Source organism: Sphaerisporangium dianthi, from assembly GCF_042654065.1.
Taxonomy (GTDB): domain Bacteria; phylum Actinomycetota; class Actinomycetes; order Streptosporangiales; family Streptosporangiaceae; genus Sphaerisporangium; species Sphaerisporangium dianthi.
In genome coordinates this window covers 170611-194186 of sequence record NZ_JBHSFP010000013.1, presented here as the reverse complement: position 1 = coordinate 194186, position 23576 = coordinate 170611, and the positions used below count along the sequence as shown (strand labels likewise).

Annotated in this window: 17 protein-coding genes; 12 read left to right on the top strand and 5 right to left on the bottom strand. The window is 69.5% G+C overall.

Annotation, left to right across the window (positions count from 1 at the left end):
- Positions 1-336: 336 nt before the first annotated feature.
- Positions 337-2670 carry a ricin-type beta-trefoil lectin domain protein gene (locus ACFO60_RS20510; RefSeq protein ID WP_380842302.1) on the top strand — a complete coding sequence of 778 codons (2334 nt, stop codon included), beginning with the start codon at positions 337-339 and terminating at the stop codon, positions 2668-2670.
- Between the two features lie 219 nt (positions 2671-2889).
- A complete protein-coding gene (locus tag ACFO60_RS20505; RefSeq protein ID WP_380842300.1) occupies positions 2890-3393 on the top strand; it encodes a MarR family winged helix-turn-helix transcriptional regulator in 504 nt (167 codons plus the stop codon).
- Between the two features lie 74 nt (positions 3394-3467).
- On the opposite strand, the gene ACFO60_RS20500 is transcribed toward ACFO60_RS20505, so the two are convergent.
- Positions 3468-4208 (bottom strand): FadR/GntR family transcriptional regulator, encoded by a 741-nt coding sequence (locus tag ACFO60_RS20500; RefSeq protein ID WP_380842298.1) that lies wholly within the window; start codon positions 4206-4208, stop codon positions 3468-3470.
- Between the two features lie 700 nt (positions 4209-4908).
- Here ACFO60_RS20500 and ACFO60_RS20495 point away from each other — a divergent pair.
- Positions 4909-6732, top strand: coding sequence for a family 43 glycosylhydrolase (locus ACFO60_RS20495; protein WP_380842296.1), 1824 nt, complete (start codon positions 4909-4911; stop codon positions 6730-6732).
- Between the two features lie 118 nt (positions 6733-6850).
- Here the strand turns inward: ACFO60_RS20495 and ACFO60_RS20490 are convergent, their stop codons facing one another.
- On the bottom strand, positions 6851-7927 hold the full coding sequence (locus tag ACFO60_RS20490) for a LacI family DNA-binding transcriptional regulator (RefSeq protein ID WP_380842294.1): 1077 nt from the start codon (positions 7925-7927) through the stop codon (positions 6851-6853).
- Positions 7928-8077: 150 nt separating this feature from the next.
- Here ACFO60_RS20490 and ACFO60_RS20485 point away from each other — a divergent pair, with 150 nt between their 5' ends.
- From ACFO60_RS20485 to ACFO60_RS20470, 4 genes are read left to right on the top strand one after another with little or no spacing between them, the layout of a single operon-like run.
- Positions 8078-9442 carry an ABC transporter substrate-binding protein gene (locus tag ACFO60_RS20485; RefSeq protein WP_380842292.1) on the top strand — a complete coding sequence of 455 codons (1365 nt, stop codon included), beginning with the start codon at positions 8078-8080 and terminating at the stop codon, positions 9440-9442.
- Positions 9443-9448: 6 nt separating this feature from the next.
- On the top strand, positions 9449-10411 hold the full coding sequence (locus ACFO60_RS20480; RefSeq protein WP_380842290.1) for a carbohydrate ABC transporter permease: 963 nt from the start codon (positions 9449-9451) through the stop codon (positions 10409-10411).
- Positions 10408-11232: a carbohydrate ABC transporter permease gene (locus ACFO60_RS20475; RefSeq protein ID WP_380842287.1), complete on the top strand. Its 825-nt coding sequence runs from the start codon at positions 10408-10410 to the stop codon at positions 11230-11232. The genes ACFO60_RS20480 and ACFO60_RS20475 overlap by 4 nt, the downstream gene beginning before the upstream one ends.
- The gene (locus ACFO60_RS20470; protein WP_380842284.1) at positions 11232-12443 is read left to right on the top strand and encodes a glycoside hydrolase family 68 protein; all 1212 of its coding nucleotides are present in this window, start codon (positions 11232-11234) and stop codon (positions 12441-12443) included. Before ACFO60_RS20475 ends, ACFO60_RS20470 begins: the two co-directional genes overlap by 1 nt.
- Before the next feature lie 49 nt (positions 12444-12492).
- Here ACFO60_RS20470 and ACFO60_RS20465 read toward each other — a convergent pair whose 3' ends face one another.
- Entirely contained in the window at positions 12493-14622 is a 2130-nt protein-coding gene (locus ACFO60_RS20465; protein WP_380842282.1) for a family 43 glycosylhydrolase, read from the bottom strand.
- Positions 14623-15654: 1032 nt separating this feature from the next.
- Here ACFO60_RS20465 and ACFO60_RS20460 point away from each other — a divergent pair.
- The 5 genes from ACFO60_RS20460 to ACFO60_RS20440 all read left to right on the top strand — a co-directional run bounded on the left by ACFO60_RS20460 (position 15655) and on the right by ACFO60_RS20440 (position 21994).
- Positions 15655-17040 (top strand): glycoside hydrolase family 43 protein, encoded by a 1386-nt coding sequence (locus ACFO60_RS20460; RefSeq protein ID WP_380842280.1) that lies wholly within the window; start codon positions 15655-15657, stop codon positions 17038-17040.
- 113 nt (positions 17041-17153) lie between these two features.
- On the top strand, positions 17154-17903 hold the full coding sequence (locus tag ACFO60_RS20455) for a FadR/GntR family transcriptional regulator (protein ID WP_380842277.1): 750 nt from the start codon (positions 17154-17156) through the stop codon (positions 17901-17903).
- A gap of 382 nt (positions 17904-18285) precedes the next feature.
- Entirely contained in the window at positions 18286-19377 is a 1092-nt protein-coding gene (locus tag ACFO60_RS20450) for a sugar ABC transporter substrate-binding protein (protein ID WP_380842275.1), read from the top strand.
- 12 nt (positions 19378-19389) lie between these two features.
- Positions 19390-20955, top strand: a complete 1566-nt coding sequence (locus ACFO60_RS20445; RefSeq protein WP_380842272.1) for a sugar ABC transporter ATP-binding protein — start codon at positions 19390-19392, stop codon at positions 20953-20955.
- Positions 20948-21994, top strand: coding sequence for an ABC transporter permease (locus ACFO60_RS20440; RefSeq protein ID WP_380842269.1), 1047 nt, complete (start codon positions 20948-20950; stop codon positions 21992-21994). The genes ACFO60_RS20445 and ACFO60_RS20440 overlap by 8 nt, the downstream gene beginning before the upstream one ends.
- A gap of 26 nt (positions 21995-22020) precedes the next feature.
- Here ACFO60_RS20440 and larE read toward each other — a convergent pair whose 3' ends face one another.
- Positions 22021-22872: an ATP-dependent sacrificial sulfur transferase LarE gene (gene larE, locus ACFO60_RS20435; protein ID WP_380842266.1), complete on the bottom strand. Its 852-nt coding sequence runs from the start codon at positions 22870-22872 to the stop codon at positions 22021-22023.
- On the bottom strand, positions 22865-23575 hold the full coding sequence (locus ACFO60_RS20430; protein ID WP_380842263.1) for a FadR/GntR family transcriptional regulator: 711 nt from the start codon (positions 23573-23575) through the stop codon (positions 22865-22867). The genes larE and ACFO60_RS20430 overlap by 8 nt, the downstream gene beginning before the upstream one ends.
- Between the last annotated feature and the right edge of the window lies 1 nt (position 23576).

The window sequence follows — 23576 nt, the reverse complement described above, 5'->3', positions numbered from 1 at the left end:
GCTCGTGGCCTCCCGCTCGATGCCTGGTTCGAGCTCTGTCGTCGAATGGACGACCCCATGGACGATTACGGCATATACCCCAACATGATTGACGTGAGACGTCATACGAGTTACGTTTCGCGGACCGACGGTCGAGTTCACCCATCCGGTCGCTGGAAAGTGAGGGCCGTGAGGGCAACCGCGCTCGCCCGGCGCCTGAGCGAGTACCGGAGCCGTACCCGCCCGGATCGGCTTCTGCAGGACGTTTCGCCGACCACCCCCCACACATATGGAGGTCCTGTGTTCGAATCGTCGTACCGTGCGATGCGGAGACTGGCGTTAGCGGGAGTCGCCACAATGGGGCTGACCGCCGCGGTCGCTCTGGTCGCGCCGGTCTCTCCCGCGTCGGCGGCCACCACGACCCTCTACGCCTCCCCTTCCGGCACCGGCACGAGTTGCTCCGCAGCCGAGCCGTGCTCGTTGCCGTCCGCGCAGACAGCGGTGCGGGGACTCACGGGCTCGATGTCCGGTGACATCGTCGTGGAACTGGCCGACGGGGTGTACCGGCTCTCCGAACCGCTGAGGCTCACCGCCGCCGATTCCGGCAACAACGGATATCAGGTGATCTGGAAGGCGGCCGCTTCGGCGCGTCCCGTGATCAGCGGCGCCAGGGCGGCCACCGGCTGGACGCTCGCCGACTCCGGGAAGAACATCTGGCGGGCCACCGTCGGCACCGGGGTCGACCCCCGGCAGCTCTACGTCAACGGCGCCATCGCCACGCGGGCGCGCACCACGGTGAACCGGTCCGACTTCACCGCCAGTAACACTGGGATGAGGTTCAGCAACAGCGCTCTGAGCTATCTGAACAACCTCGCCAACCAGACCCGGGTCGAGATGGAGAGCGTCGGTTCGTTCACCGACCGCTACGTGCCGGTGCAGAGCATCAGCGGGAACTTCATCACGATGCAGCAGCCCGCCTGGAACAACAACAACTTCGGGTACGACACCTTCAGCAACCCGCACCGGGCGGGCCCGCTCTACCTGGAGAACGCCTACGAGTTCCTCGACGCGGCGAACGAGTGGTACGTCAACACCGGGACCGGCGTCCTGTACTACATCCCGCCCGCCGGGCAGAACGTGAGCAACCTCAGCGTGGAAGTGCCGGTGCTGCAGTCCCTGGTGAACGTCGGGGGCTCCTACGACGCGCCCGCGCACCACATCACCTTCAGCGGGGTCACCTTCTCCGGCACGAGCTGGCGGGGGCCCAGCAGCAACCAGGGCTTCGTGGACCAGCAGACCGGCTCCTACATCGCCGGCAACTGGAACTGGCCCAGCTTCGGCTCCTGCCATGAGGGCTGCCAGCAGTTCGAGGCCGCCCGGCCGAACTGGTTCCAGATGCCCGCCGCCGTGCAGGTCTCCGCCGCCAACAACATCACCTTCACCGACTCCCAGTTCATCAACCTCGGTCAGACGGCCGTTGGCATCGGAAACGACGCCAACGCCCACGCCAGCGGTGTCGGCCTGGGCGCCAGCAACATCACGGTCACCCGGTCGGAGATCGCCCGCAGCTCGGCCGGCGGCATCGTGATCGGCGGCGTGCGCGCCGACGCGCACCACCCGAGCGACCAGCGGATGGTCAACCGGAGCATCACCGTCAGCAACAACCGCATCCACGACCTCGGCGTGGACTACCGCGGCGTCGTCTCGGTCCTGCCCACCTACGTCACCGGCGCCACGATCTCCCACAACGAGGTCTACAACATGCCCTACAGCGGCATGTCGCTCGGGTACGGCTGGGGCGCCAACGAGCCCGGTGGCAACACCTCCTACACCAACCGCGGCCTGTACAACTACCAGCCGCGCTACACCACGGCCACCACGGCGTCCAACAACCAGCTCGTCGGCAACTACATCCACGACGTCATGCAGCAGATGACCGACGGCGGATGCATCTACACGCTGTCGTGGAACCCGGGCGCGGTGATCAGCGACAACTACTGCCTGCGGACCAACGGCTTCTTCGGCGTCTACTTCGACGAGGGCTCCAAGTACTTCACCGTCAGGAACAACGTCCTGTCCAACACCGGTACCTGGCTCACCGCCAACTACTGGGGCGGCGAGAACATGGGCAACTTCACCGTCACCGGCAACTGGTCGAGCAACGGCAGTGCCAACGTGACCAACGGCGACCGCGGCAACGTCGTCAACAACAACGTGACGGTCACCAACGGCAACTGGCCGTCCGGAGCCCAGGCCGTGATGGCGTCCGCCGGACCCCAGACCGGCGGCGGCAACACCCGGACGAACGTGCAGCTCGTCGGGACCCAGTCCAACCGGTGCGCCGACGTGCCGAACAGCACCACGACCAACGGCACCCAGCTCCAGCTCTGGGACTGCGGGAGCGGCACCAACCAGCGCTTCACCTACACCTCGGGCAAGCAGCTGCAGGTGTACGGCAACAAGTGCCTGGACGCCAACGGGCAGGGCACCAGCAACGGCACCAAGGTGATCATCTGGGACTGCAACGGCGGCACCAACCAGCAGTGGAACATCAACGCCGACGGCAGCATCACCGGGGTGCAGTCCAACCTGTGCATGGAGGCGACCAACTTCGGGACCGCCAACGGGACCAAGGTCCAGCTGTGGTCCTGCACCGGCACGAGCAGCCAGAAATGGACTCTGCGCAGCTGATGCACGATCTGGGGGGCCGGGCGCGCGAACGCCCGGCCCCGCGGGCCGCCGGCCCGGCGGCGCGGCGTCAGCGGGCAGCGGCGCCAACGGCGCGTCGTCCGGGCCGGCGCCGGCGCCGGGCGGGCGTGCCGGAGCTCCGCTCCCGGCACGCCCGCGGACATGCTTGAGCACTGATGACGTACGGCGTAAGCCGGAATTCAGGTCTGGAGGTGTGTGGTGGTGGCAAGCCTGCGCACGATATTCGATGACTTGGTGCGGCTGGAAACGCTGATGTGGAACGGGATCGACGCCCGCATGAAGCAGGAGTGCGACCTCCCCCTGGGCTTCTTCAAGGCCCTCCTTGTCATTGACTCGACCCCGTCCTGCCGTGTCCAGGACCTCGCGAGCGCCCTGGCGGTCACCGTCGGCGGCGCCAGCCAGGGCGTCGATCGCATGGCGCGGGCCGGGCTGTGCGTGCGGCAGGCCAACCCGACGGACCGGCGGTCTTCCCTCGTGCGGCTGACACCGGAGGGGCGGCGCCGGCTGAAGTGCGCGGACGAGACCTTCGACCGCGGACTGTCGGATCTTTTCGGACCGCTCGCCGCGGCGGACCTGCAGGTGCTCGGCCCGGCCCTCGCCGCTCTGCGCGGCGTCGTCGAGCCCCCGCGGGCGCAGGAGGCGCCAGAGGCGCCGGGTCACCGCTTCACCGGGCGCGTCGCGCCGGAGATCTCAGAAAAGCGGTGAATCGGACCAGGCGCGAACGCATGCACCGGCGGCCGGCCGCCACGCGGCGCGCCCGCAGGAAATCCCCGGTCTCGTCAGCCGGGCGAGGAGAAGAGGCGCTGCTGGATCTCTCTGCGGTAGTCGTCCAGCGTGTTGTCGATGTGCGTGGCCGCGGCATGCGCGGCCGCCTCCGGGTCGCCGGCGCGGATGGCCTTGTAGATGGCCTCGTGCTCCTCGACGGCCTTGGCCGCGTGCCCGCCGACGGAGCCGCGCAGCCCGATGATGCTGGACTGAGCCTGCAGGCGGCGGACCTCGCGCACCGCCACCTGCAGGAACATGTTGTGCGCGGCGGTGGCGATGCCGGCGTGGAAGGCGTCGTCGCCCTCGTTGAACACGGCCTCGCGTCCGGTCTCGAATCCCTGGCGGCACAACTCGGCCGCCTTCTCGATGGCTCCGAGCTCGGCAGGGGTGGCGCGGTGGGCGGCCAGCCGGCTGGTCTCCATCTCCTGCGCCCGCCGGAACTCGAAGAGCATGTAGACGTGGTCCAGGTCGGTGGGGAGGAAGAAGGACGCCCATCGTCCCGCGCCGAGCATCCCCTCGTCGTCGGACACGTAGATGCCGCGGCCCTTCTGGGCGCGCACCCGGCCGAGCGCAGAGAGTATCTTCACGGCTTCCCGCACGACGGTGCGGCTGGTGCCCAGTTGCCGGGCCAGTTCGTTCTCGGTGGGCATGCGGTCCCCGGGGCGCAGACGCAGCCGCGCGATCAACTCCAGCACCTGCTCGGCGGCCACCTCGTAGCCTGGCCGGTAACCGCCCTCGCGTGGAGTCTCGGTCACAATGCTCCCTCCTTGTGATCCCTCGCAAAAGTATGACTCATCGGCCGACCGGCCGCCGGGTGACTGTTTTCCGTCGCCGGTTCACCGGCGCGCGGTTTCGCCGGCCCCGGGGCGCGATCGCTGGATCGTCCTACGGTGAATTTCCAGCACGGTGCTTCTCGGGCGATATGTGGTCCAGGAGTAAGGCGGCGTTGGATCCGCGGACGCCGGATGGATGCTACTTAATCGTCCTTGACGGGTCTTCGTGCATCGGATTTGCTCCACAGCGTCCCGCCGGAGAGAACGACTCAGAGGAATGATCGCCGCGGGGCGCAGGCGCCGGAATAGGTCTTGTCCGTCTGGCGGCCGGCGGACGAAGGCGGCTGAAAGTTTCAGCTCCATGCAAGATCGACGTCCCCCTCCGCGAGACTTTGTCGTCCAGTTCAGGAGGGCTCTCGCGGCGCGACTGTGAGCGGGGAAGGGCCGGGCGCCTTGACCCGTCTCTCGCGCATGAGGTTGGCTCCGCGCGTGGCGGTGGAGATGCGGCCGCCCTCGGCGCACACCGGCAGGGATCGTGGGCGGCGGCCCGTGCGATTGGCGACTCCTTTGTCGCCGATTGAATTGTGAGCGCTAACAACTTCCGCAGGAGGGAATTCTGCGAGGTGAATTCCCTCCGAACACGAGGCGCAAGGCGAGTGGTTACCGCCTTTGAAAGGTGATCATGAGATTCACGTTACCGCTTCCAGATCTCGGATCCAGGCGTGGCGTCGTCTGGCTGGTGGGCCTGCTGTGTCTGGTGGCGTTGCTGCCCGCGGTTCCGGCCAGGGCGGACAATCCGATCGTTCAGACGATCTACACCGCCGACCCCGCCCCGCTGGTGTACAACGGCCGGGTCTACCTCTACACCGGGCATGACGAGGACGCCTCGACCTACTTCACCATGAAGGAATGGCGGGTCTGGTCCTCGGCGGACATGGTGAACTGGACCGACCACGGCCCCGGGATGAACGTGTCCACCTTCAGCTGGGCCAGCCAGGACGCCTGGGCCGGACAGACGGTCTACCGCAACGGCAAGTTCTACTGGTACGTGCCGGTCAAAGACCGCGCCAGCGGGCAGATGGCCATCGGAGTCGGGGTGTCCACCAGCCCCACCGGCCCGTTCACCGACGCCATCGGACGCCCCCTGGTCAGAAACGGCGAAATCGACCCCACGGTGTTCATCGACGACGACGGCCAGGCCTACCTGTACTGGGGCAACCCCAACCTGTGGTACGTCCGGCTGAACACCGACATGATCTCCTACTCGGGCAGCCCCACCAAGATCCAGCTGACCACCGCCGGGTTCGGCACCCGCACCGGCGACGCCAACCGCCCCACCCTGTACGAAGAAGGCCCCTGGGTCTACAAGCGCAACAACACCTACTACAACGTGTTCGCCGCCAAGTGCTGCTCGGAATTCATCGGCTACTCCACCGCCACCGGCCCGCTTGGACCCTGGACCTACCGCGGCACCGTCATGCCCACCCAGGGCAGCAGCTTCACCAACCACCCCGCCGTCATCGACTTCAACGGCGGATCCTACTTCTTCTACCACAACGGCGCCCTGCCCGGCGGCGGCGGTTACACCCGCTCGGTCGCGGTGGAGAAATTCACCTACAACTCCAACGGCACCATCCCCACCATGAACATGACCACCACCGGCGCCCCCCAGATCGGCACCCTCAACCCCTACATCCGCCAGGAAGCCGAGACCGCCGCCTGGTCCCAAGGCGTGGAGACCGAAGCCGCCAGCGAAGGCGGCCGCAACGTCGGCTTCATCGAGAACGGCGACTACATCAAGGTCAAGGGCGTCGCCTTCGGCACCGGAACCACCGCCTTCAACGCCCGTGTCGCCTCCGCCACCAACGGCGGCCGCATCGAACTACGCCTGGACAGCACCACCGGCACCCTCGCCGGCACCTGCACCGCCCCCGCCACCGGCGGCTGGCAGACCTGGACCACCATCACCTGCCCCGCCACCGCCACCGGCACCCACGACCTCTACCTCCGCTTCACCGGCTCGACCGGCAACCTTTTCAACTTCAACTACTGGCAGTTCACCCCCACGGGCGGGCCCACCCCGACGCCCACGCCCACGCCCACGCCGACCCCGACTCCGACGCCCACCCCGACCCCGACCCCGACGCCCACGCCCACGCCGACCCCGACTCCGACCCCCACCCCGACTCCCACCCCCACGCCGACCGTGAGCGGCGCCTGCGACGCGACCTACCGCACCACCAACAGCTGGTCCGGCGGCTTCCAGGGCGAGGTCACGGTGACGGCCGGCACTTCGGCGATCACGGGCTGGACGGTCAGATGGACCCTCGGGAACGGCCAGACGATCAGCCAGGTCTGGAACGGCACGCTGAGCAGCAGCGGTTCGGCCGTGTCGGTGGCGAACGCCTCCTACAACGGCTCGCTCGCGCCGTCCGCCTCGACGACGTTCGGTTTCCTCGCCAACGGCACGGCTTCCACACCGTCTCTCACCTGCACAGGTTCGTGACGGTGACGGCGCCCTGACGACGGGTGCCGCCGCTGCCCGTGGCGATCGCGGGTCGTGCGGACCGCCCCGGCCGCGGCACTCCCTCAGCGCGAGGGGGTGCCGCGGCCCATGCGGCAGGTCAGGTGCGGTGGCCGGCTCGGGCGCCTGGTGGCGCGACGGACTCGCGGGCGCGGATCGGCATCGGGACGCGGTGGACCTCGGTCTCGGGGGCGGCGCCGGCGCGGTGGTGGCGGATCTCCGTGAAGAGCACGTCCACGGCCCTCCGGCCGAGCTCGTAGTACGGGAGGGCGACCGTGGTGAGCTTGGGGCGCATCCACGAGGCGAGGGGATGGTCGTCGAACGAGACCACCGAGACGTCCTCGGGGACCCGCAGGCCGTACTCGCCGAGCGCCTGGTAGGCGCCGAAGGCGAGGCGGTCGTTGAAGCAGATCAGCGCCCGCGGGCGCTCTGAGGCGAGGATCGCTCGCGTGGCGTCCAGGCCGTAATCAGGCTGCCAGTCGGCGCAGAGACGCCCGCCGGCGATCTTCACCCCTGCCTCCCCCAGCACCTCGCGGATGCCGGCGAGCCGTTCGACGGCGGCGGCGCCGCCCGGCGGCACGTCGCGTGTGCGGGGGCCGGCGCCGATCAGGTGGATGCCGTCGCGGTGGCCGGCCTCCAGCAGCACGCGCGCGGCGGTGCGCCCGGCCTCCACCTCGTCGGGCAGGATGCACGGCAGCGTCGACGGCTGCTTGGGCAGCGCGTTGAGCAGGACGGCGGGCGAGGCCGTGATCTCTTTGGGGACCTTGATCGCCCTTGTGTACATGGCGGCCAGGACGATGCCGTCGACCTGGCGGTCGTGCATGGCCTGCAGCAGACGCCGCTCGAGCTCGGGGTCGCCCTCGGTCTCACCGATGAAGAGCATCACGCCACGGTCTCGCGCGGCCTCCAGAGCACCTTTGATCATGTCCCCGGCGAGCCGCGAGGTCGCGACCGTGTCGGACACGAAGCCGATCGTCCTGGTCGTGCCGGTGCGCAGGCCGACCGACACCGCGTTCGGGCGGTACTCCAACTCGTCCGCCGCCTTCAGGACCCGCTTGCCGACCTCCTCGGAGATGCGCATCTCCCGCCCACGGCCCGACAGCACCAGAGATGCGGTGGTCGGGGAGACACCGGCGGCCTTGGCGACGTCGGCCAGTGTGACCCGGCGTCGGCTCACCGGCGGACCTCCAATGTTCAGATCGTATTACGGGGTCTTGACATCGGCGGAGACGTACGGTGAGACTATCGCACCGCTAATACGATTTAGCAAACCAAATCCGGGACATCTGGCGCAGGCCGGCGGTCCCATTGCACGGAGGAGACGCAGATGTCGCGTCGAGCTCGCCCCCGCTGGCAGGCGGCCGCGCTTGTGGTCATCACGGGAGGGACGCTGGCCGCCGGCTGCGCCGCACCCGGAAGCGATGCGCCGCAGGCCGAACCCACCACCGGCACCTCCCCCTCGACGGCTCCGGCCTGCGGCACGGCACCGGTCACGCTCAACGCCTACTTCGAGACCGGGTTCCCCCTGGCCAAGGCGCTCACTGTCGAATTCTCCAAGCAGCACCCGAACGTCAAGTGGAACATCCGCGAGGACCAGTTCGCGGTGATCACCCAGAACGCCCCGCGCGTCCTCGCCGACGACCCGCCGGACCTGATGCGGCTCCCGCAGGTGTCCGAGCTGGTCAAGGACAACCTGCTGAAGAACATGGACGGCTACGCGCAGGCGTTCGGCTGGGACAAGTGGCCGGCCTCGCAGCTCCAGCAGATGCGCCTCGCCCCCGGAGGGAAGACCCGCGGCGAGGGGTCGCTGTACGCGATGGGGCTCAACTTCAGCATGACCGGCGTCTTCTACAACAAGAAGCTCGCCGCCAAGATCGGCATGTCGGCCCCGCCCGCCACGCTGGCGGAGTTCGACGACCTGCTCGCGAAGGCCAAGGCCGCGGGCGTCGACCCGATCGCCCAGTTCAACGGCGGGGCCACCGGCGGTCTGGCGTTCCCGCTGCAGAACCTCATGGCCGCGTACGGCCCGGCGGCGCCGATCAACGACTGGATCTTCCAGAAGCCGGGCGCCACGATCGACACGCCGTCCAACCTGCAGGCCGCCCAGCACCTGGAGAAGTGGATCAAGGCCGGGTACTTCTGGAAGGACGTCAACGCCGTCGACTACGCGACGATGATGAGCCGCTTCATCGGCGGCAAGGGCCTGTTCATGTTCGACGGCGACTGGGAGTCGGGCAACCTCGACAAGCAGATGGCGGGCGACGCGGGCTTCTTCCTGATGCCGTCCGCGCAGGACGGCGGCAAGCTGGCCGCGATGTCGGCCCCGCTCACCTTCGGCGTGGGCGCGCGGGCGAAGAACACCGACTGCGCGGCGTTCTTCCTCAACTGGGTGGCGACCGACACCAAGGCGCGTGACATCACCGTGGAGATCGGAGGCTCGCACCCGATGGGCCCGGCCGACGCGCACATGCCGTCGGTGAAGCCCGGCACCGTCACCGAGAGCACGCTCGCGGCCGGCGCGAAGATCGCGGAGGACAACGGCGCGATGGACTTCATCGCCAACGCCACCGGTGCGATCTACGCCAAGAGCTGGACGCCGAACCTGCAGAAGATGATCGCCGGAAAGCAGACCCCGGACGGCCTGCTGAAGTCCGTGCAGAGCGACTACCAGAGCCAGACCGGAGGGAACTGAGCACCCATGGAAGGGCCGACTCCCGACACAGCGGTCGATCTCGCCGAGAGCCGGCCCGGACCGGCGAGCCGGACGCGAAGCCGCCTGCGGCGCAGGGGGCTTCGCGGATCGGTCCTCGTCGGCTGGTTGTTCATCCTTCCCGCGCTCGCGTTCTACGCGGTCTTCGTGCTGCGGCCGATCGCCTTGACGTTCCAGTACTCGATGTACACGTGGGACGGCATCGGGCCGTCCACCTGGGCCGGGTTCGGCAACTACGTGAAGGTGTTCACCGACCCCGACCTGTTCGCCTCCATCCTCAACGCCGTGAAGCTGATCGTGTTCTTCAGCGCGATCCCCGTCGTGCTCGGCCTCGCGATCGCCTCGACGATCCGGCGCATCGCCACGAGCCGGCTGGCCCTCGTGGCGCGGACGGTCATCTTCCTGCCGCAGGTCATCCCGCTCGTCGCGGCCGGCATCGCCTGGAGCTGGCTGCTGTCCTCCAACGGGGTGGTCAACCAGATGCTCGCTCTCGTCGGCCTCGACGGGGTGACGCGGGCCTGGCTGGGCGACTTCTCGACCGCGCTGCCCGCGGTCGGCGTGATCGGCGCGTGGGTGCTGCTCGGCCTGTGCATGCTCCTCCTGCTCGCGGGCATGAGCAAGATCGACCCGGCGCTCTACGAGGCCGCCCGGCTGGACGGCGCGGGGCCGCTGCGCGAGTTCCTCTCGATCACCCTGCCGAGCCTGCGGCAGGAGATCGCCGTCTGCGTGACGGTGACGGTCATCGCGGCCCTCGCGAGCTTCGACATCGTCTACATCTCGACGCAGGGCGGCCCCGGCAACGCCTCCATGGTCCCCGGCCTGGAGATCTACTACCTGGCCTTCTCGGAACGGAAGGTGGGCGTCGCGTCGGCGCTGGCCGTGGTGCTCATGGTGCTCGTCATCGCCGTCGCGCTGCCCATCCAACGGCTCTCCAGGGACAGGTCCTCATGATCACTGCGCGCCGGGAGGCGTGGACCGGAAGGCTCCTCCTCGTCCTGCTGATGGCGGTCACCCTGCTGCCGTTCCTCAGCCTGTTCGTCACGGCCCTGCATCCGCCGGGCACCTACCCGCCCGGCCTGAGCTGGCCAGGAGACCCGCACTGGGGGAACTTCCTCCAGGCGTTCGAGGCGGCCCGCATGGGCGAGATGCTGAAGTCGAGCACGCTCATCGTGCTCGGCGTGGTGCCGCTCTCGCTGGTGATCGGCACAATGGCCGGTTTCGCGATCGGCCACCTGCGGACGGCCGGGCGGAACGTCGTGTTCATCGTGTTCGTCCTCGGCCTGACCCTGCCGTTCGAGGGCGTCATCACGCCGCTGTACTACCAGGTGCGCGACATGGGGCTGCTGAACACCCGGTGGGCCATCATCCTGCCGCTGATCGGGCTGTTCATGCCGTTCTCGGTGTTCTGGATGCGGGCGCACTTCGTGAACATGCCCGAGGAGCTGTCGGAGAGCGCGCGGATCGACGGGGCGAACGTGTGGCAGCTCTTCTGGCGCGTCCACGTGCCGCTGGCCATGCCGGCGATCTCGTCCCTGGCCATCCTGCTGTTCCTGTGGACCTGGAACCAGTTCCTGCTGGCGATCGTGCTGGTCGACGACCCGCTGAAACGGACGATGTCCGGCGCCCTCGGCGCCTTCCAGGGGCAGTGGGGCACCGACATCCCGCTGCTGTGCGCCGGGTCGCTGCTCATCCTGGCCCCCACACTCCTGATCTTCCTCATCTTCCAGCGCCGGTTCGTCACGGCTCTCCTGCAAGGTTCCCTGAAGGGCTGATGGACGACACCACCGATCACGACGCGGTCGAGGCGAGCGGCGCCACATGGGCGGGGCCGCGCGACGTCGAGGAGCACCGTGTGAACGACACCCGGCCGGCGCGGTGGACGCGGCGGCATCTGGACCTGCTCGTCGAGAGCGCCGCGACGACGGCGCCGGCCGTGCCCGCCGGGCCCGCGCCGCGCGCGCTGCCGCACGACGACGTCTGGGACCCGTGGCCGGTCCAGGAGGAGGACGGCACGCCGGCCACCGTCCTCGGCCAGGAGCTGTGGATGGCGCTGTCGGCGCCCGCCACCGGCCACCCGGAGGAACGCCACTCCCGCGCCCGCCTGCGCCTGCTCGGCAAGGACGCCGGCGGCTGGACGGACCTCGGGCACGTGTTCGCCGACGGCGCGTCCCTGGGCGGCCGCGAGTGGTCGGGGTCGGCGGTGCGCAGGCCGGACGGCACGGTCTCGGTGTTCTACACGGCGGCGGGCCGGCGCGGGGAGCAACGGCCGACGTTCTCCCAGCGCGTCGCCGAGGCCCGGCCCCGCCTGCTCACCGGCGGCGGCCGCGTCACGCTCGGACAGGACGCCGAGCACCGTGAGATCCTCAGCTCGGACGGCCGCACGTACCTGCCGGCCGACGAGACCGAGGGGGCGCCCGGCGCCATCCGCGCCTTCCGCGACCCCGGATGGTTCCGCGATCCCGCCGACGGACGCGAGTACCTGCTGGTCGCCGCGTCCGTCCCGTGGCACGACGGGTTCATGGGGGCGATCGCCCTCGCCGGCGCCCGGCCCGGCGGTTGGTCGCTCGGCCCGCCGCTCCTGGTCGCCGACGGGATCAACCACGAGATCGAACGGCCGCACATCGTCGTGCACGACTCGGCGTACTACCTGTTCTTCGTGACGCAGCGCCACAACTTCCACCCGCGCGACCGCGCCCCCACCGGCCTGTACGGCTTCGCCGCCCCGGCACTCGCCGGGCCGTACGAGCCGCTCAACGGCAGCGGGCTCGTGGTCCAGAACGCGCCCGGGGATCCGGACCTGGCGTACGCCTGGCTGGTGCTGAGCGATCTTCGGGTGGTGGGTTTCCTGAACTACCGCTCCATCGGCGGCGCGGACCCGAGGCACGCCGGCCCGCCGGAGGCCCGTGCGGCCTTCGGCGGGACGGTCGCGCCGGTGCTGAAGCTCGCCCTCGACGGGCTGAGCACCTCGGTGATGGTGTGGTGACCGGCGGCCGTTATGGAGGACACAGCCGCCGGTCTCCACGATCAGGGGGTCACGGGGTCGTCAGGTCGAACCGGCGCACGGTGACGGAGCCGCCGAGAGCCTGGGTCGCGTAGTTGAAGATCCCGTATCGGTGCCCTGGGAAGAACTGCCAGGCGTTGCCCAGGGTCATCGCGGAGCCGAACGAGGTGAAGTTCACCCCGTCGGTGCTGTAGGAGAAGCGGGCCTGCCTGCCGGTTCCCGGGCGGATGTCGGCCGTGGCACGCAGCCAGATCCGGCCGCCTGAGACGGACGCGCTCGCGACCTCGCTTCCGGTACTGGTCGTGTTCCAGCTGCTGTTCATGGTCAGGTTGTTGGTCATCACCACGCGGGTGGCGCCGCTGTCGCGCCGGACCCCGATCCAGGCCGAGGAGTCGCGCAGGATGGCGAGACCGGTGCGGTCACCGTCGCGCATCGTGGAGTAGTCCAGCTCGATGGTGGCCGTCGAGGACGGTCCCTGGGTGCGGTGGGTGAGCGTGTTGCGGGCGTTGTAGAGGTCGTTGGTGACCGTCGCCGTCTGCAGGGTCAGGCCGTTGTTCACCGAGTACTTGGTGGTGTCGGGGTTGTGGTTCCACTCCCACTGCGGCCCGAGCGCCGTGCCGGAGAAGGTGTCGGCGCCGGTCAGCGGCTTCACCTGGCGTGGCGGCGTGGGCAGGTTCGGGCGCGGGTAGGTCGCGCCCCAGCCGCCGTTGACGGTCGTCACGGTCGGCCAGCCGTCGGAGGTCCAGGTGATCGGGGCCATGGCGGGCACCCGGCCGCCGGGGTAGGCGTCCACGAACGCCATGTAGTACCAGTCGCCGTTCTGCGTCTGCACGAGGCCGCCCTGGTGCGGCACGCCGCCACCGGAGATGGGGCTCGGCATGTTGAGCAGCACCTGGCGCATCTCGTACGGGCCGAAGGGGCCGTTGGTGGACTTCAGCACGTACTGGCCGTTGGCGGGACGGGTGAGCCAGATGTAGTAGGCCCCGTTGCGCTTGTAGAAGCGCGACCCTTCGAGGGTCCCCACGCTGGAAGGCGTGGTGAACACCTGCTGCGTCCGCACCTCGCTCGTGCCGTCGGCGGAGAGCTGCGCGACGCTGATGTTGCTGTTGCCGTAGGCGACGTACATGGTGTCGTTGTCGTCAACGAGCAGGCCCGCGTCGTAGTAGCACTTGTTGATCACCGATCGCCGCTGCCAGGGGCCTTCGACGGCCGAGGCGGAGTAGACGTACGTCCGGGCGAAGTCGATGCAGCCGAGCCAGTAGAACTGGTTGTCGCTGTTGCGGTGGCCGAAGGCAGACGCCCAGATGCCGTCGACGTAGGCGCGGTCGCCGTTCAGGCTGTACTTGTTGCCGAAGTCGAGCGTCGGCACCGAGTGCCCGGCGAACTCCCAGTTCACGAGGTCATAGGAGCGCAGGATCGGCGCGCCGGGCGAATAGTGGAAGGTCGAGGACGACATGTAGTACGCGTCGCCGACCCGGATGATGTCGACGTCGGGGAAGTCCTGCCAGACCACCGGGTTGTTGTACGTGCCGCCGCCTCCGGTCGGTGTGGGCGTGGGCGTCGGGGTCGGGGTCGGCGTGGGGTTGGTGCCGCCGACCTGGACGAGCTGCCACTGCTGGTTGTTGCCGCCCCAGTCGTCGTACTGGACGATGTTGCCGCCGTCGGCGGTGGAGGCGCTCTGGACCTCCATGACCTTGTTGCTGTTGCGGTTGATCAGCCGCACGTACCCGCCCGCGGAGTCGGCGAGGCGGAACTGCTGGTTGGTGCCGTTGGTGTCGCTCCACTGCACGATGGCCCCGCCGTTGGCGGTGGAGAAGCCGGAGACGTCCAGCACCTTGCCCGACAGCCGGGACTTCACCCGGTAGTAGCCGCCGCCGGAGTCGACGAACTGCCACTGCTGCTGGTTGCCGTTGTTGCGGGTCCACTGGGTGATGCGCGCGCCGTCGTTGGTGGCCAGGTTGTACACGTCCAGGGCCTTGCCGCTGTTGCGGTTGACCAGCACGTACCAGGCGGTGGTGTCGACGGTCGCCGCCGACGCGGTCGCCGAGTTCACCGCCGCCGCCGTGCCGGCCAGCAGGATCGCGACGACGACGGCGGCCAGCCGCGACCACGGACTTCGCCGCCGGGGCGCCTGCCGCCGGGGCTCATCAATGGTGATCATGACTCTCCTTCAGGGCGAGATGGTTCCAGGAACCACTGGAATGAGGCGTCGTCGATGGAGAGGCCGTCGGTGCCCGACGCGGTCTCCACGGAGAAGGCGGCATCGGACACGCCACGCCTCGTCGCGATGGCGGCGATCGGCGGAGATGTGAGTCTCACAACCACCCTCCGGGTGAAGTTCGCACGCTTCCGCCGCCCTCCGACTCGGCCGCGGGCATGCGTCATGGAACGTATGGATCGGCACAGCCTGGGGGGATCCTCGGGCGAAACGCCGGACATCCGATGGGATTCCCTGGCGCGGGACACGGATGGCACTCGAAGAAGTCAGGTCGAGCGCAAGCATTGTTAGCGCTAACATTCATCGCTGGTGCCGATCGCTCCTCTCTTCGGGGGACCGGAGTCGGTGGTGGGGCGGAGCCAATACGACAGGATCGTTTTCGTCAACGTCCCGGCCTCCCGCGTCACGGCGTCTCCCGGCCGCCGAAGCACGTCTGGTGTGCGGATATCCGAGGCCCGCGGCGAGCCCCACGCCGTCGCGGAGGTGAAACTTTCACCGCCCTGTATCCCGATGTCATCACCGGCTCCCGCGTGATCGGCGCCGGCGCGCGCCCGCGGCGGCACGACCGGGCGGCACTGTTCCAGTCGTGGTCTTGACAGGTTTCGCCGATGTTTCCAAACTGGCGACCGGGACGGTCCCCTGCCGGAGCCGGTGGTGCGCACGGCGGAGATCGCCGGCCGCGGCGCGGTCCGGCGACGGGTGGAACGTGGAGTCGCACGCCGGCTCACCCGTCCTGTCACCGCGCGTTCCCCTGCGATGGCGACGAGGCTCACCGGTCCCGGACGGCGCCGGAGAGGCGCTGCCCGCCCCACGTCGACCGCCGGCCGCGCGTCGAATCGTTCGCCGGCATCGGCGCCCGCCGCTCCGGCGCCGCCTTCCACCTCCGTCGCCCCTGGTCATGAGCCACGGCGTCGCACCACCTCGTGCAGGACCCCGCCCGCAACGCGTCGTCCCCCTGAGAAAGGTCAGCCCTCCATGACCCTGAGCCGCCGAGCATTCACTCAGGCCGCCCTCACCACCGCCGCGCTCGCCGCCACCGGCATGGCCTCGCCCCTGCGGGCGAGCGCGGCGGCGGCGAACACCGCCTACGCCTTCGCGTACTTCACCGAATCCCCGAACTCCCAGGGCGCGGACTACGGCCTGCACCTGGCGGTCAGCCGGGACGGCCTGAACTGGACCCCGCTGAACCAGAACAACCCGGTGGTCACCCCGACGGCCGGTCAGCAGGGCCTGCGCGACCCGTTCGTGTACCGCAAGCAGGACGGCACGTTCGTCGTCATCGCCACGGATCTCAAGGGCACCAACTTCGGCCTCAACAGCCAGTACCTGCACGTCTGGGACTCCACCGACCTGGCGTCCTTCACGGGGTACCGCCTCGTGCGCATGCACACCATGAACACCCACACCTGGGCCCCCACGGTGTTCTGGGACGCCTCTCGCGGCCAGTACGGCATCGTCTACTCGGCCAACAACGGGCGCGACGTGTTCATGGTGAACTACACCAGCGACTTCCGCACCGTCAGCGCCGCCCAGGTGTACTTCAGCCCGAGCGCCGGCGTGCTCGACGGGGACATCGTCGTCGACGGCGCCACCACCTACATGTATTACAAGAACCTCGCCGACGGGTACATCTACGGCGCGCGGTCCTCCACCGGCGCGCCCAACAGCTACACCACCTACACCGGCGGCCTCCGGCAGGGCAGCGGCATGGAAGCGCCGCTGCTGCTCAGGACCAACGAGGGCGGCTGGCGGCTGTGGGGAGACTCCTACAGCCCCGTCAACAACGACTTCTACGCGTGGTCCTCGAACAACATCTCCGCGAACGCCTGGACCGTGCTGAACCAGCGCGACTACACCCCGCCGCTGAACGCGAAGCACGGCTCCATCGTCGGCATCACCGACGCCGAGTACAACGCCATGGTGTCCCGGTGGGGCACCCCCAACTGGGTCAGGCTCAAGTCGTCCAACTATCCCGACCGCTATGTGCGGCACGCCGACCGCGTCGGCCGGATCGACCCCTACCCCTTCGACCCGTACCAGGACCAGCTGTGGCGCATGGTCTCCGGCCTCGCCGACCCGGCCGGCGTCTCGTTCGAGTCGGTGAACTACTCGGGAAACTATCTGCGCCACTACGACTACGCCCTGCGCCTCGACCCGAACGAGAACACCGCGGTCTTCCGCGCCGACGCCACCTTCTACCGCACCGCCGGCCTGGCCGACGCGTCCTGGTCCTCCTTCCGCTCCTACAACTTCCCCACCCGCTACCTGCGCCACTACAACAGCCTGCTGCGCATCGACCCGCTCAGCTCCGCCTCCAGCGCCGTCGACCGGCAGGACGCGACCTTCCGCGTCGTCTCGTGACGCGGCCGATCCCGGGGGCCTGCCCCGGAGCGGCATGATCACGCCGAGACCGGGCTGATCGCCGGCAGCGGGGCGGGTGGTCCTCTCCCGTGCTGAGGGACGAAAATCTGTCCATGTCGTTGACCGAGCAGGCGATCGAGCACATCAGGCAGCTCATCAAGGAAGGAACGCTGTCGCCGGGTGCCCGGTTGCCTCCTGAACAGGAGTTGGCCGTGGAACTGGGCCTTTCTCGGAATCTGCTCAGGGAGGCCGTGCGCTCTCTCGTCACCACCCGCGTGCTGGAGGTGCGCAGGGGGGACGGCACGTTCGTCACGAGTCTCAAGCCTGAGCTGCTGCTGGAAGGAGTCGGCCTCGCGGTCGAGATGATGCGGGGCGACGACCTCCTGGAGATCATGGAGGTGCGCCGCCTGTTCGAGCCCGTGGCCACCGGGCTGGCCGCCACGCGTATCACCGCCGGCCAGCTCGCGGTGGTCGAACGTCACCTCGAAGCGATGCGCGCCGCGCAGGACGACGTGGAGGCGCTCAACCACCACGACGACGCCTTCCACCGCGCTGTGTTCGAGGCCACGGGCAACAGGTCGCTGTTCGCCCTGCTCGGCGGCATCGCGAGCCGCACACTTCGCGCCCGGGTGTGGCGCGGGCTGGTCGAGGACAACGCGGCCGGCCGCACCGTCGCCGAGCACACCTCCATCTACCAGGCGCTGGTGCACCGCGACGCCCCGCTCGCGCAGGCGGCGGCCCTCATGCACGTCAGCACCACGGAGACCTGGTTGAGGGAGAACCTCGGCAGATCGTTCACCGAACCTGAGGCGCGGGAACGCACCGAAGGGACCGACGCCGGCGGGACGGCGGCCGCGCACTGAGCCGGGTGCGCGTCCGCCGGTGCCGTTCGCCGGGTGACGGCGCGGGCGCCGGACGCCGGTGAAGAGGCGTGATCCGGTCCTGGGCGCCGGTGCGGTCGTACGGCCGGCGACATGCGATGTGTCGTTATCGTCCCCTCCCGGAAAGGCGTATACATCGGAGCGCTAGCCGGAGCTTGGAGGGTCTCTGCGCGCATTTTGGCGATTCTGTCGCAGAGGTATGGACACCGACCCAGGTTTGGTCATAGAAAGACATCCCATGTCCTGTTGGTGAGTGGGCGAGGCGGACCTCCCCGGAGTTCTCCGCGTCAGGAGCGCGGGCCCGCCCCGAATGCGGTGCGTCGGCGACGGCAGGGCAGCCGTGGTGCTTTCAGAAGGAGAGACGATGGAACGCAGACGGTCCGCGCTCGTCGCGGCCTTGGCCATATCGGGGAGTCTGGTCGTGGCCTGCGGCGGGAACGGCGGGAACGGCGGGGACGGCGGGGGCGGGAACGCCGGCGCCAGCAGTGCGCCCGCGAAGCCGATCATCGGCGTGGACTACCCGCGCTCGGACACCGACTTTTGGAACTCCTACATCAGCTACGTGCCGAAGACCGCTGATGAGCTGGGCGTGGAGCTCAAGACCACCAACTCCCAGAACGACATCGCCAAGCTGACCGCCAACGTGCAGACGCTGGTCGGGCAGGGCGTGCGCGGCGTGGTGATGGCGCCGCAGGACACCGCCGCCGTGGCCCCCACGCTCCAGCAGCTCGAAAGCAAGAAGATCCCCGCCGTCCTGGTGGACACCCGGCCGGACACCGGCAACGCCTTCATGGTCGTGCGCGCCGACAACCGGGCGTACGGCGAGAAGGCCTGCCGCTTCCTCGGAGAGAAGCTGCAGGGCAAGGGCAAGGTGATCATGCTGCAGGGCGACCTGGCCTCCATCAACGGCCGGGACCGCACCGAGGCGTTCAACGAGTGCATGCAGAAGAACTACGCCGGCATCAAGGTCTTCGGCGAGGCCACCAAGTGGGACGGGGCGATCGCCGCGCAGAAGCTCTCGACGGTCCTCACCGCGAACCCGGACCTCAAGGGCGTGTACATGCAGTCCAGCTTCGCCCTCGCCGGCACGCTGCAGGTGCTCAAGCAGCGCGATCTGCTCGTGCCGCCGACCGACGCCAAGCACGTCTTCGTCGTCTCCAACGACGGCATCCCGCAGGAGCTGAAGGAGATCGCCGCGGGGAACATCGACGCGACCGTCTCCCAGCCGGCGGACCTGTACGCGAAGTGGGCGCTCTCGTACGCCCAGGCGGCGGTCGAGGGCAAGACCTTCCAGCCCGGCAAGACCGATCACGACAGCACGATCATCGAGGTCCGTCCGGGATTGCTGGAGGACCAGCTGTCCGCGCCTCTGGTCACCTCGGACGGCGGCACGTACGGAGGCATCTCCAGCCTGAAGAGCGACGACAAGTCGCTGTGGGGCAACAACCTGAGCTGAGAGGTCCGGTCAATGGGCGAGTTCGCGGGAGGGCCCGCGAGCCCTTCGTCCGCCCCCGATGACGAGCCGGCCCCCACGGGCCGGCCCGCCGTCGCGGAGGCGGAGCACATCACCAAGAAGTACGGCGAGACGGTGGCGCTGGACCGTGCGCACATCACGATCCGGCAGGGGGAGGCCCACGCCCTCGTGGGACGCAACGGCGCGGGCAAGTCGACCCTGGTGTCCATCCTCACCGGGCTGCAGGCGCCGGACGACGGCGAGATCCGCTTCTCCGGTGCCCCCGCCCCCCGGCTGCCCGACCGCGACGCGTGGCGCGCGCGGGTCGCCTGCGTGTACCAGAAGTCCACGATCATCCCTGAGCTCACCGTGGCGGAGAACCTGTACCTGAACCGGCACGAGCGCGACAGGTTCGGGCTGGTCCGGTGGAAGAGCCTGTGGAGGAAGGCGGCCGAGCTGCTGGAGATGTGGTCGGTGGACGTCGACGTCCGGCGGCCGGCCGGTGAGCTCGGGGTGGAGCAGCGGCAGTTCGTGGAGATCGCGCGGGCGCTGTCGTTCGGCGCGAGGTTCATCATCCTGGACGAGCCCACCGCGCAGCTCGACGGCGCGGCGATCTCCCGGCTCTTCCAGCGGATGCGGGCGATGCGGGAACAGGGGGTCACCTTTCTGTTCATCAGTCACCACCTGCAGGAGGTCTACGAGATCTGCGACACCGTCACGGTCTTCAGGGACGCCCGGCACATCCTCACCGCACCGGTGGAGGAACTGCCGCAAGGAGATCTGGTGGCCGCGATGACCGGCGAGGCCGCGGGCCTGCGGCAGCACACCGCCCGCCCGCCGCTCCAGCCGGACGCCTCGGTCGTCCTCGACGTCCAGGGCCTGACCGGCGAGGCCTACGAGGAGGTGGACCTGAGGGTCCGCTCCGGAGAGATCGTCGGGCTGGCCGGCCTCGGAGGCAGCGGGAAGACGGAACTCGCCGAGGCCATCGTGGGCCTTCATGCTCCGCGGGCGGGAACCGTGCGGGTGGCCGACGGCCGTCCGCGCCCCGGGAGCGTGCCGGCCTCGCTGGAGGCGGGCGTGGGGTTCGTGCCGAGGGACCGCCATCACCAGGGCCTGGTGCCGTTGATGTCGATCGCCGACAACGCCACGATGACCATCCCCGAGCGGCTCGGCACGGCGGGCTTCGTCAACGGCCGGCGCAAGGACGACCTGGCCCGCGAGATGATCGGCAATCTGGCGATCAAGACGCCCGGCCCTGAGCTGCCCGTCTCAGGCCTGTCCGGCGGCAACCAGCAGAAGGTCGTCATGGCCCGCGCTCTGGCCAACGACCCCCGCCTGCTCGTCCTGATCACGCCGACCGCCGGGGTCGACGTCCGGTCCAAGGAATTCCTGCTCGGCAAGGTCGAGGAGATCGCCGGGAACGGAACCGGCGTCGTGATCGCCTCCGACGAACTCGATGATCTGCGCCTGTGCGACCGGGTGCTCGTGATGTTCCACGGCCGCGTCGTCGCGGAACTGGCCGCCGGCTGGCACGACCACGAGATGGTGGCCGCCATGGAAGGAGTCGACCTCGATGCCTGAGACCACCGAGGCTCACGCCACGACGGAACACCCGCCGGGCCCCCCGCCGCCGGACGGCGAGCGAAGGCGTCGCGCCGGGCTCCGCCTGGCACGGCTGCGGGACCTCGCGCTGGTCCCCGCGGTCATCGTGATCGCGATCGTCGGGCAGATCGTCAACCCGATCTTCCTGCAGGGCGACAACGTGATCAACATCCTGCAGACCATGTCGGAGATCTCGCTGCTCGTCCTGGCGCAGACGCTCGTGCTGGTCAGCGGGAGGATGGACCTCTCGCTTGAGTCGACCTTCGGGCTGGCGCCCGGAGTGGCCGCCTGGATGACGGTGGCGGCGGGGGCCGGGCACGGGCTCGGGCTGCTGCCGGGGGCGTGGGCCATCCCCGTGACCCTCGCCGTCGGGGTGCTGGCCGGGGTGGTGAACGCGCTGTTCATCGTCCGCTTCGGGCTGAACGGCTTCATCGTCACCCTCGGCATGCTCATCGTGCTGCGAGGCCTGCTCACCGGCATCTCCGGCGGGCAGACGTTCTTCAACCTGCCGTCGTCCATGACCTACTTCGGCTCGGCCATATGGTTCGGCGTTCCCGCGTCGATCTGGATCTGCCTTCTGCTGTTCGCGGCGGGCATCGTGCTCCTCGGGCACACCCGGTTCGGCCGCTCGCTGTACGCCATCGGCGGGAACATCGACGCCGCCAAGGCGGCCGGCATCCGCACCGGCCGGGTCCTGTGGATCACGCTGATCGCCGCCGGCCTCCTGGCCGCGCTCGGCGGCCTGCTGCTGTCAGGCCGGCTGGCCTCCGTCGCCGCGGGCCAGGGCAACGGAGCGATCTTCACGGTGTTCGCCGCCGCCGTCATCGGCGGCGTCAGCCTCAACGGCGGCAAGGGCACGGTGTTCGGCGCCTTCACCGGCATCCTGCTGCTCTACATGATCCAGAACGTGCTCACCCTCGCGGGCGTCCCGGCGCAGTGGATCGAGGCGCTCAACGGAGGGATCATCCTCACCGCCCTCGCCATCTCCCGCCTCACCGGTGGAAAGTCCCAGGAATGACCGGTGGCCGGTCGCCTCTGCGAAGGTCACGGCGAGAGCAGCGGCAGCAGCGCGTTGAGGCGACCGGAGGCGAACCCCGACAGATCAAGCGAGCAGAAGGTGAAGCCGGCGCCGCGGACGGCGGCGTCGGCCCGCTCGCGCAGCTCGCTGAGGCGGGGGATCTCCTCCCGCGGCACCTCGATGCGGGCGAGCGTGCCGCCGGCGTGGGCGCGCACCCGGCACACCGGGAAGCCCAGATCGCGCAGCGCGGCCTCCGCGGTCTCGACCTTGCGCAGGACCTCGGGGGTGACCGGGTCTCCGTAGCTCACCCGCGAGGCCAGGCAGGGCGCGGCGGGTTTGTCCGCGGTGGCCAGGCCCAGCTCACGGGCGGCGGCGCGGACGCCGGCCTTGGTCAGCCCGGCGTCCACCAGCGGAGCGATGGCCCCGCGCTCGGCCGCGGCCCGCTGACCGGGGCGGTGGTCGCCGAGGTCGTCGAGGTTGGTGCCGAGCGCCACGCGGGCGCCCATCGCCGCCGCCAGCGGCGCGAGCGCGTCGAACAGCGCCGACTTGCAGTGGTAGCAGCGGTCGGCGCCGTTGGCGGCGTACTCGGGCCGGTCGGCCTCGTCGGTGCACACCTCGACGTGGGCCAGGCCGTGCTGCCGCGCGAACGCGCGGGCCGCGGCGCGTTCGGAGGCGGCCAGGCTGGGGGACACCGCGGTCACGGCGAGCGCCCGCGCGCCGAGCACCTGGGCCGCGGCGAAGGCCAGCAGCGCCGAGTCGGCGCCGCCGGAGTAGGCGACGACGACGGCCGTCTCCTCGCGCAGCCGGGCCGAGAGGCGCTCCATGCCGTCGCTCGTCGCGGCGCCGGCCGGTCGAGCGAGAGCGAGGTGATCAGACATCGATGCCACCGCCATAGGTATGCGAATCGGTGAGGCTCTCTTCCACGCCGAGGACGTGCAGGGCGGCGTGGAGGCGGGCACGCTCGGGGTCTCGCGCGAGCAGAGCCCGGTGGACGGCCCGGTGCTCACGCAGCGAGCGCTGGACCGCCTCAGGGTCGGTCATGCCGCGCCAGATGCGGGCCCGTGCGGTGCGGCCGGACATGTTCTGGATGACGGCGGCGAGCACGGCGTTGCCGCAGTGGGAGATGATCAGCGAGTGGAAGTCCTCGTCGAGGGCGATCAGTTTCCCGTGGTCGACCTCGCTCTCGGCGGCGAGCCGCTCGGTCTCGTCGAGCAGCTCGCCCAGGCGGAGCAGGTCGGCGTCGGGGATGCGCGTGGCGGCCGCCGCCGTCGCCTCCGGTTCCAAGATCCTGCGCACGTGCAGGAACTGCCCGGCCCCGGCGTCCATGTGGAGGTCGGCGGCGAAGCCCATCGCGTCCAGCAGCAGGCCAGGGGAGAGGCTGGTGACATAGGTGCCGTCGCCCTGGCGCGTCTGCACGACCCGCATGGCGATCAGCGCGCGGACGGCCTCGCGCAGGGTGTTGCGGGCGACGCCGAGCTGGTCGGCGAGGTCCTTCTCGACGGGGAGCTTCTGTCCAGGACGCAGCTTCCCATCGATGATCATCTGTTTGATCGTGTCGACCGCGCCCTCGATGACGCCCATC